Source organism: Rheinheimera sp., assembly GCF_020217005.1.
GTDB lineage: Bacteria > Pseudomonadota > Gammaproteobacteria > Enterobacterales > Alteromonadaceae > Pararheinheimera.
In genome coordinates this window covers 1-10,000 of record NZ_JAIWOI010000074.1, presented here as the reverse complement: position 1 = coordinate 10,000, position 10,000 = coordinate 1, and the positions used below count along the sequence as shown (strand labels likewise).

The 10,000-nt window shown below is 48.3% G+C and carries 8 protein-coding genes; all 8 read left to right on the top strand.

Annotation, left to right across the window (positions count from 1 at the left end):
• On the top strand, window positions 1–1,299 hold a 1,299-nt coding region (metB, locus tag LDL40_RS03710), incomplete at its 5' end, for a cystathionine gamma-synthase (protein ID WP_367304298.1).
• A 10-nt stretch (window positions 1,300–1,309) separates the two neighbouring features.
• Entirely contained in the window at window positions 1,310–3,697 is a 2,388-nt protein-coding gene (gene metL, locus LDL40_RS03705; protein WP_300993767.1) for a bifunctional aspartate kinase/homoserine dehydrogenase II, read from the top strand.
• Between the two features lie 8 nt (window positions 3,698–3,705).
• A complete protein-coding gene (gene metF, locus LDL40_RS03700) occupies window positions 3,706–4,608 on the top strand; it encodes a methylenetetrahydrofolate reductase (RefSeq protein WP_300993766.1) in 903 nt (300 codons plus the stop codon).
• Window positions 4,601–5,155 carry an RNA 2',3'-cyclic phosphodiesterase gene (gene thpR / locus LDL40_RS03695; RefSeq protein WP_300993765.1) on the top strand — a complete coding sequence of 185 codons (555 nt, stop codon included), beginning with the start codon at window positions 4,601–4,603 and terminating at the stop codon, window positions 5,153–5,155. Before metF ends, thpR begins: the two co-directional genes overlap by 8 nt.
• 77 nt (window positions 5,156–5,232) lie before the next feature.
• The gene (gene dauA / locus LDL40_RS03690; RefSeq protein WP_300993764.1) at window positions 5,233–6,987 is read left to right on the top strand and encodes a C4-dicarboxylic acid transporter DauA; all 1,755 of its coding nucleotides are present in this window, start codon (window positions 5,233–5,235) and stop codon (window positions 6,985–6,987) included.
• A 227-nt stretch (window positions 6,988–7,214) separates the two neighbouring features.
• Window positions 7,215–8,255, top strand: a complete 1,041-nt coding sequence (argC, locus tag LDL40_RS03685) for an N-acetyl-gamma-glutamyl-phosphate reductase (RefSeq protein WP_300993763.1) — start codon at window positions 7,215–7,217, stop codon at window positions 8,253–8,255.
• Window positions 8,252–9,034: an acetylglutamate kinase gene (argB, locus tag LDL40_RS03680; protein ID WP_300993762.1), complete on the top strand. Its 783-nt coding sequence runs from the start codon at window positions 8,252–8,254 to the stop codon at window positions 9,032–9,034. Before argC ends, argB begins: the two co-directional genes overlap by 4 nt.
• Window positions 9,035–9,308: 274 nt before the next feature.
• On the top strand, window positions 9,309–10,000 hold a 692-nt coding region (locus tag LDL40_RS03675), incomplete at its 3' end, for an ornithine carbamoyltransferase (protein WP_300993761.1).

Genomic DNA, 10,000 nt, shown 5'->3' with positions numbered 1-10,000 from the left:
TCTAAACATCTAAATTTGAGGTTTTATATGAGCAAACAACACTCTGCCACTATAGCAGCCCGCGCCGGAATAGCGCAGGACTCAGCTTATGGCGCTGTGACGCCGCCTTTGTATTTAACCTCAACTTATGAACTTAAAGCCTTTAAACAGCCGGGCAAATACGATTATTCACGCTCGAATAACCCAACAAGGGATTTATTAGGCGATGCGTTGGCAGAGCTCGAAGGTGGTGCCAAAGGTTTAATTACCGGCACTGGCATGTCCGCTTGTTTGCTGGCGCTGCAACTAATTGGTCCGGAAGATACTTTAGTGATCCCCCATGATTGTTACGGCGGCAGTTATCGTTTATTCCTGAATTTAGCGAATCGCAAAAAAGCTTTTAAGCTGGTGGTGGTGAATTTTCAGCAAGCTAACTGGGCAGAACAAATTAAAGCAGCCCAGCCTAAAATGATTTGGGTGGAAACTCCAAGTAACCCATTGCTGCAAATTACTGATGTAAAAGCTGCGGCTGAATTAGCAAAAGCACTGAGCGCCATTCTGGTGGTAGATAACACCTTCTTATCACCGGCTTTGCAAAACCCTATCGCCTTGGGTGCTGACATTGTGGTTCATTCCACGACCAAATTTATTAATGGCCATAGCGATATTGTAGGCGGAGCTTTAATTGCCAAAGATGCAGCAGTGGGTGATGAGCTGAAATGGTGGGCGAACTGTTTAGGGGTCACAGGTGGCGCTTTTGATGCTTACCAGACCTTACGTGGCCTTCGTACTTTATTACCCCGTATTAAACAGCATCAGCAGAACGCTGAGTTGGTAGTGGATTATCTGCAAAAACAACCACTGGTTGGCCGGATTTATTACCCGGGTCTCAAAGACCATCCGGGTCATGCCATTGCCAAGGCGCAGCAACATGGCTTTGGTTCCATGCTGAGTTTTGATTTAGCCGCAGACGAAGCCTATTTACCGGTATTTTTCGAAGCACTGCGGTGTTTCACTTTGGCCCAGTCGTTGGGGGGGATTGAAAGCTTAATTTGCCATCCAGGTTCCATGACTCATGCCTCTTTGGATGCAGCCACACAAAAAGCCGCTGGCATAGGCCCGACTTTAATTCGTTTATCTGTAGGTATTGAAGAAGCACAGGATTTAATAGCCGATCTGGCACAGGCTTTTGCTGCTGTAGATGCAGCGCTAAAGCAAAACACTAAACCGCAACTCCAGCAGTCAGAACAAGCTAGTGTTGCAGAAAAAAACGAACAGCAGCAATTCAGGTTAAACCCGGCTCTTAGTGTGTTGTGGTAGGTGGTGAGTGATGAGTAGTACTTTAAATCATAAAAACACGGTGCATAAGTTTGGCGGCAGCAGCTTAGCCAGTGCTGAACGTTTTTCTGCGGTTGCCGCTATTGTGGCAAAAGAGCCAGAAGCCTGGGTGGTGGTATCTGCGCCTGGCGACACCACCGATGAGTTGTTGGCGTTAATCGACAGCCGTCAGCAGCCTGAGCTTTTTGCTGTGCTGTTACAGCAACTGACGGAAAAGCTGGCTTTACTTATTCAGCGCACTTTAAATGAACAAAACTCAGCCAGTTTGACAGCCAAAGTACAAAACTGGCTTGCACAGGTGCCAGGTTATTTAGCGACCAACCAATTCAACGACGTACTGGCCATAGGTGAGCGTTTATCCAGTCAGTTATTGGCCGCTTTATTGAATCAACAAGGTCTGACTGCCACTGCTATTGATGCGAGGGATTTTTTGCGTTTAGACGGCAGTGAAGTGCAATACGAAGTGTCGTCTTCATGGTTAGCGCCTTTTCAGATCAGCGGTATTAAAGTAGTGACAGGTTATATAGCCCGCGATTTACAAGGTAACAGCATCACCTTAGGCCGCAATGGCAGCGATTACTCAGCCACTATAGTAGGGCGTTTAGTCAAAGCTCAGGCTATTCATATCTGGACTGATGTGGACGCAATTTACAGTGCCGATCCGCGTAAAGTGCCCTCAGCCCGGGCTTACCGTCAGGTACCATGGCAACAGGCTTTAACTTTGGCTCAGTTGGGTAACCCGGTATTACATGCTAAAACTTTAAGTCCTTTATTGGATGCTCCCGCCGATTTAATAGTACGCAGCAGTTTTGACCCTGGTCATCCGGGCTGTAAAGTCAGCCAACAAGCCGCTATTGAAGTGCAGTTTTTAACTGACCTAACACAAGCGGCCTTAGTGACAGTGCCGGCAAGTTGTAAATTAACTGCGGCAACTGTGGCTTCTGCCCTGCAAATTACCGTCTTTGCAGCCCCTCAGGCAGCGGATCAGTGGATAGTCGCCAGCCATCAAGTGGACAGCTTATTAAGTTACCTGGCGAGCCAACAGGTCTTTGCCCGGGTGAATCCACAAGCTTTTCATGCTGTGGTCTGGGTCAAGCCTGCTGCCCGTCAGCAAAAACAAGTCAATGCGGCCGCAGGGCGCTGGTTAGACCGTCAGCAAGCAGCTTTTCATTTTGAAGACGAGCAACTGGCTTTATGGTTATTCCAAAGCGCTTTAACCTCCTTGGAACTGACAGAGCTGCATCAGTTATTGCTGCCGACTCAAGTGCAACTGAATGTTGTAGTGGCAGGCACTGGTAACGTAGGGGCTGAGTTTTTAGCTTTATTAGCAAAGCAACAACAAGCTTTTGCCGGTCAAATCAATTTAAAGCTGGCCGGGTTATTTAATTCCCGTCAGGCGCTGTTTGCCGAAAAGATTGATATTCACCACTGGCAACAGGCACTGGCTTTAGCTCCTGCTTATACTGAAGAGCAGCTCGAGCTGGCCTTACAACAACTGCCTGAACCTAAAGTACTGGTGGATTTAACGCCAAGTCGCGCTTTCGCTGAACGTTATCCTCAGTTTATCAATGCGGGGTTAGATTTAATCAGTGCGAATAAACAAGGCGTGACCTTACCACTGGCGCAGTATCAGCAAATTAAACAAGCAGCAGAACAGCAGCAGGTGCAATGGCTGAGCAATACCACTGTTGGTGCTGGTTTGCCTGTGCAACGTTTATTGCAGGAATTAAAAAGTAGTGGCGATACGGTGCATCGCATCAGCGGTATTTTTTCCGGTACTTTGTCCTGGTTGCTGGCAAAGTTTGATGGCAGTAAAGCCTTTTCTGACTTTGTGCAGCAAGCTCAGCAGTTAGGTTTAACAGAACCGGACCCAAGGGATGATTTATCAGGTAAAGATGTGCAACGTAAATTGCTGGTGCTAGCCCGTGAACTGGATTTAGATCTAGACATTGATCAGATTGAATTGGAGCCTTTACTACCTGCTTCGTTAAGCTCAGGCAGCATTGCAGACTTTTGGGCTGGTCGTGAAGTGCTTGATCAGGAATTAGCTAAGCTACAGCAACAAGCTCAGGCTGCGGGTAAAGTCTTACGTTATGTCGCCGATTTAAAGATTGAAGCAGGCAAAGCCAAAGCGCAGGTGTCTTTAGTGGCTGTCGAACAGACAAATCCGCTGGCGGCTATTTTGCCTTGTGACAATATTTTTGTCATTGAGTCCGACTGGTATCAACAGAATCCATTGGTGTTAAAAGGCCCCGGCGCTGGTCGTCAGGTCACGGCTGGCGGTGTGCATGCCGACTTAGCCATTTTAGCCAAACAAAAAATTGCCGCTGCCAAAGCAGCTAAACATAGTCAGGCTCAGGCCGCCGCCTGGGTGAAGTGAGAAATAATATGTCTTTTGTCAGCGCACAGTATGTCGAATCCATGAACCGCAACCTGCAGGATGTGGCAGGCAAGGTGAACGTTAGTTTTGAGTTTTTTCCGCCAAAAACACAACAGATGGAAAATACGCTATGGCAATCCATCGAGCGTTTAGCGCCTTTGGCGCCATCTTTTGTGTCTGTGACTTATGGTGCCAATTCGGGCGAACGTGACCGTACCCATGACATTATTAAGTCCATTAAACAGCGTACCGGCCTAATAGCGGCGCCGCATTTAACGTGCGTCGATGCCAGCCGTGCTGAACTTGAGCGTATTGCCAAAGACTACTGGGACAATGGTATTCGCCATATTGTGGCGTTGCGTGGTGACTTGCCGCCGGGCAATAAAGAGAAGCCAGCTTTGTATGCGGCCGATCTGGTAGAGATCCTGCGTTCAGTGGCTGACTTTGATATCTCGGTAGCAGCTTACCCAGAAGTGCATCCTGAATCCCCGAATGCCCAGTTTGATTTACTGAACTTAAAACGCAAAGTGGATGCCGGTGCTTCACGTGCTATTACCCAGTTCTTTTTTGACCCCGAAAAGTACTTACGTTACCGCGACCGCTGCGCCGCTGTAGGTATAGATGTGGAGATAGTACCGGGCATTTTACCTGTGACTAACTTCCAGCAATTGCAGAAATTCGCCACTATGACCAATGTGGCTATACCGGGTTGGATGAACAAGGCGTATGAAGGTTTAGAGCAGGACGCTACAACCCGTAACCTGGTGGCAGCCAATATAGCCATGGAAATGGTGAAAGTGTTAAGCCGCGAAGGCGTGAATCATTTCCACTTCTACACCTTAAACCGTAGTGAATTGACCTACGCTATTTGTCACTTATTAGGGGTACGGCCTCAGGCTGTGAGTGCCTGAAAACAGGGTAACGCTGGATGACAGATGTTTTTTAAGTCTGAAGTTCAGCCCGGCACAACAAAGGCTGCTGCATACTTATCAGCAGCCAGGGCTCTGGCCTGATGCCAAGTGGCATTCAGTCGACAACCTGCATCTGACCTTAGTCTTTTTAGGCCCGCAAGCAGTAACTGCGCAACAAGAGTTATGGTCAAAAAGCCTGGAACTGCTTCGCGAACATCCTCCGGTTCAACTCTGTTTTGATCAGTATTCTCAGTTCAACCAGGCGAAAATATTGTATCTGGGAGTCTCAAAGCCCAACCCTGCTCTGATGGCACTACAACAGCAGTTGCAACAACTGGCTTTGCCATATCTGCATACGCCAGTGCCAGAGCACTTTGTGCCTCATGTAACTTTGGCCCGTAAGTTTCAGTCGAGCACTCTGTTTCCCCAGCCTGCGCCGCCTCTAGAGTTACTTTGTACCGAAGTGGCTTTGTATCACTCCATCAGCTCAGTGCAGGGCGTGAGCTATCAGAGTGTCGAAACTTATACTTTAGTCCCAAAGGACTGAATCTTTACACTAGATCAACACCTTAGCCGCTAGACTTAGTTACACTCAGCTTGTGTATTGTTACTGGACGGATTCAGATGTCGCACCGCTCTTATTTATTCTCTTTGCGTATTGGTCATGCGCTGCGGGAATCTCTGGCTGAAGGGTACAGTTTTGGCACTTTTAAGCTGGACCTGATGGCCGGTATTACCGTAGGTATTATCGCCATTCCACTGGCGATGGCGCTGGCTATAGCCAGTGGAGTGCCGCCGCAATATGGCTTGTATACCGCCATTATTGCTGGTTTTCTAATCGCGCTGACTGGCGGGTCGCGCTACAGCATCAGTGGGCCTACAGCAGCTTTTGTGGTTATTCTCTACCCTGTGGCGCAAAGTTATGGTCTGGCTGGCTTACTGCTGGCCACTATCTTGTCTGGTGTGATGCTGATCATCATGGCCGCTATGCGTTTTGGCCGCTTTATCGAATATATCCCGGAAGCTGTTACTTTAGGTTTTACCAGCGGCATTGCAGTGGTGATCGCCACTTTGCAAATCAAAGATCTGTTTGGCTTACCGATAGACAAAATGTCAGAACATTATCTGGAAAAACTACAGCAACTGTCTTTGGCCTTACCTGATCTGCATTGGCCATCCTTGTTGGTGGCTGCCGTTACTTTAGCTGTAATGCTAGTGTGGCCAAAACTTAAATTGCCTCTGCCGCCGCATTTACCCGCAATTTTGATAGCAACTGGCTTAGCCATGGCGTTAACACAATTTGGGCTGGAGCTGGATAGCATTGGCAGTCGATTTAGTTATCTGTTGCCAGATGGCTCGTTAGGGCAGGGTATTCCTGCCGTGTTACCCGAATTCAGCTGGCCCTGGTTGCAGCCAGGCCCTGATGGTCACGCCTTAGAGTTCAGCACTCAGATGCTGAAGGATTTAATTGGGGCGGCCTTTGCGATGGCCATGTTAGGTGCTATTGAATCCTTATTATGTGCGGTAGTTTTGGATGGCATGACAGGACGCAGACACAGCGCGAACAGCGAATTATTAGGTCAGGGCATAGGCAATATAGTGGCGCCTTTTTTAGGAGGTTTTACTGCAACAGCAGCTTTGGCTCGCTCGGCAGCCAATGTGCGGGCAGGCGCACAGTCGCCTATTGCCGCTATGGTTCATGCGTTGGTGGTGTTATTGGCTTTGCTAGTGCTGGCGCCTGTATTGGCTTATTTGCCTATGGCGGCTATGGCTGCTTTGCTGCTGGTGGTCGCCTGGAATATGAGTGAAGCACCTAAAGCTGTGCATTTGCTAAAAACCGCGCCCCGCAACGATATTATCATTTTTCTGATTTGTTTTGGTTGCACCGTGCTGTTTGATATGGTCATCGCCATTAGCTGTGGCATGGTCATCGCAGCGTTTTTCTTTGTGAAGCAAGTGGCCGATATGACCCGCGTCGCGGATATCAGTCATAACAGAAAATACCTGCCTGAGCCTTTGCCTGATGGCTGGAAAGCATTTCGGATCAGCGGTCCTTTGTTTTTTGCCGCCGCAGACCGGGTCTTTGGTGAGCTATCGGTCAAACTCAAACAGCAGCAAGGCGCTATTTTAGTGATGGATGCCGTGACCTTGATGGATGCGGGTGGACTTTCCGCTTTTACCAAACTGGTCAGTCTGGCTGAAAAGCAGGGCATTCATTTATTGGTGACAGACTTAACCTTTCAACCGCTAAAAACTCTGGCCAAAGCCAAGGTGCAACCTCTGCCTGGTATTTTGAGTTTTTATTCAAGCTTCGCTGATGCGTTGGGTAGCCTGCCGGGCCAGAATATCGATCCTCAGGGCGAAGCTGTGGGTCTTTGATAGGAGCCAATCATTAACACAGTCTTCTGCCTTGGGCCATTTTGGTCTAAGCTGTGGTCTTTCTGCAGTGGATCTGGTGCTTGTTTGAATTTATGAATTAAATAAAATAAAAATTCACTAATTCAGCATAATAATTCTTGAAACTGCATGACGAAGCCACTACACTGGCCACTCTTTTTTGGCGTGGCCTTAATTTATTATTTTTGTTTTCGGAGACTCAGCGACCTATGTCCACTCAATCCACTTCCTCTACCACCAAACTGCGCAGCGCTGTGTTAGGTGCTGCCGGCTATAGCGGCGCTGAATTGGCCGTTATGTTGGCACGGAACCCGTATTTTGAGTTGAGTTACGCTTTTGCATCCGCTGGCCGCGCTGCTGAACCTTTTTCCAATTTATATCCGCGTTATCAATCTGTTGTGGATATTCTGGTGCAGCCATGGACAGACGATTTAGTCGAAGAGCTGGCAGGTAAGCTGGATGTCGCCTTTTTAGCCTTACCGCACGAAGCCAGTGAGGCAGTCACGCCTTTACTTTTAGCCAAAGGTATAGCCGTGTTTGATTTATCCGGCGCTTTCCGTTTAAAAGACCCGGCTTTGTATCCGAAATATTATGGCTACGAGCATCAGCATCCGGAACTGCTGGATCAAGCTGTGTATTCACTAATGGAATGGTTAGATAAGCCGTTGCCACAGCTGGTTTCTGTGCCTGGGTGTTACCCAACGGCCTGCTCACTGGCGTTATTGCCTTTATTAAAAGCAGGCTTGGTGGCCGACGGTTGTATTCCTGTAATCAACGCCACCAGCGGTGTCTCAGGTGCAGGCCGTAAAGCCGCATTAAACACCTCCTTTTGCGAAGTCGGCTTAAATGCTTATGGCTTCTTTAAGCACAGACACAGACCAGAGATTGAACAGAATTTAGGCCGCAAAGTGGTGTTTACGCCACATTTAGGCAACTTTAAACGTGGCATTCTGGCCACCAGCGTAGTGACTTTAAAATCTGGCGTTACTGCAGAGCAAGTGGCAACCACTTTCCAGCAGGCTTATGCAGCTAAGCCATTAGTGCGTTTAGTCAAACATTCACCTAATGTGGCTGATGTGGCAGGCACACCATTTTGTGACATTCACTGGCAACAGGATGGTGAGCAACTGGTGATTGTGTCCGCTATTGATAACTTGCTCAAAGGTGCAGCCGCTCAGGCGATGCAGGCGGCCAATATTAAATTTGGCGCTCCTGAAACCGCAGGTTTATTCGCAGGAGCAGCAGAATGAGCCAGACACCTTTAGTTCTGAAAATGGGTGGCCGTTTATTACAGGATCAGGCCGCTTTAGATGCCTTATTAAAAGTTTGTGCACAGCTGAAAACTCAGTATCCGCTTGTGCTGGTGCATGGCGGCGGCGATCAGGTCGATCAGTGGCTGGCGAAATTTGGGTTTACCACTGAAAAAATTGATGGCCAACGGGTATCTCCAGCTGAACAAATGCCGGTGATCACCGGTGCTTTAGACGGCGCTGTCAACGCAGATATGGTGGCACGTGCCACTTTGCAGGGCTTAAATCCGGTGGGGTTAAGCCTGGCGGCAGGCGGCAGTCTGGAGTTTGACATCAATCATAAATTGGGTGCTGTGGGTATAGCCAAAGCAGGTAACCCACTGTTATTGAATACTTTGTTAGCTCAGGGCTTTACTCCTGTATTCAGCTCTATTGGTTTAAGCGCTGATGGTCAGTTATTGAATGTGAATGCCGATATCGCAGCTGCTGCTATTTGCCAACTGGTGCAGGGCCAACTGGTTTTACTGACCGACGTGCCTGGCATTCTGGATGCCAATATGCAGCTTATCCCAACCTTAACTGCAGCAGAAGCTCAGCAGTTGGTCACAGATGGTGTGATTAAAGGTGGCATGAAAGTAAAACTGGATGCAGCGCTGGAAACAGCCCAGGCACTGAAACGTAATATTACAGTGGCAGGATGGCAGCATCCGGACGATTTATTAAAGTTGATGCAACAACAAGCAGTAGGAACTTGCATCGTGTATACCCTTCGTTCTTGAAGCTGCAGCTTTGTTGACTGCGTGCTCTCGCCCCAGTTGTTTGTTGGTCTATGTTGGTTGGTATGAACTGCGAGTTCTCGCTTCAATCCAATTACGCATAGGTCACTATGCTCCTGGGGTCTCACGCCCTTGTCGCCTCGCTGCAACTCCAATTACTTTGGGTATATAGCCACATCAATTGATTTGATGAGTCTATTGATCCCGAAACAAAACACACCATAAGGGTGTGTTGCAACGATAAGGATGCCGCCTAGCGGACATGCAGTGTGTTTTTATGAGTAAATTAACCCAGCTTTTATGTTTAGCTGAATTAGACCAGAAGCAATTATCCGACCTGCTGGAGCTCGCGCTTCAGATCAAACAAAACCCAGAGCAGTACAGCTCTGCGCTCAAAGGCAAAAGCATTGCCTTGTTGTTTGAAAAACCTTCTTTGCGAACCCGCGTCAGCTTTGATGTAGGGATCAATAAATTGGGTGGTCACAGTGTCTATTTGGATCAGCAAAACGGAGCTATGGGCGTACGCGAATCAGTGGAAGATTTTGGCAGTAACCTGGCCTGTTGGTGTGATGCCATAGTGGCGCGGGTCTATTCTCAGAAAACATTAGTGCAGCTTTCGCAAAGCAGCAAAAAACCAGTGATTAATGCACTGAGCGATTTGTACCATCCTTGTCAGGCGCTGGCCGATTTGCTGACCTTAAAAGAGCATTATGGCGATTTAAGCAAAGTGCATCTGGCTTTTGTCGGCGACGGTAACAATGTCTGTCACTCGCTGATGTTAGGCGCTGCTATTATGGGCATGACGCTGACTGTGGTCACACCACAAGGCTTTGGTCCTGATGCTCATGTATTGTTAAAAGCTCAGGCCATAGCAGAAAAAAGTGGCGCTAAACTGACCTTAAGTCAGCATGTGTCGGCTGCTGCTGGTGCTGATGCTATTTACACCGACACCTGGTTGTCGATGGGCGC

Excerpts from the sequence above, each read along its gene's own strand:
- metL (WP_300993767.1), top strand. The coding sequence starts at position 1,310 with ATGAGTAGTACTTTAAATCATAAAAACACGGTGCATAAGTTTGGCGGC.
- metF (WP_300993766.1), top strand. The coding sequence starts at position 3,706 with ATGTCTTTTGTCAGCGCACAGTATGTCGAATCCATGAACCGCAACCTG.
- dauA (WP_300993764.1), top strand. The coding sequence starts at position 5,233 with ATGTCGCACCGCTCTTATTTATTCTCTTTGCGTATTGGTCATGCGCTG.
- argC (WP_300993763.1), top strand. The coding sequence starts at position 7,215 with ATGTCCACTCAATCCACTTCCTCTACCACCAAACTGCGCAGCGCTGTG.
- argB (WP_300993762.1), top strand. The coding sequence starts at position 8,252 with ATGAGCCAGACACCTTTAGTTCTGAAAATGGGTGGCCGTTTATTACAG.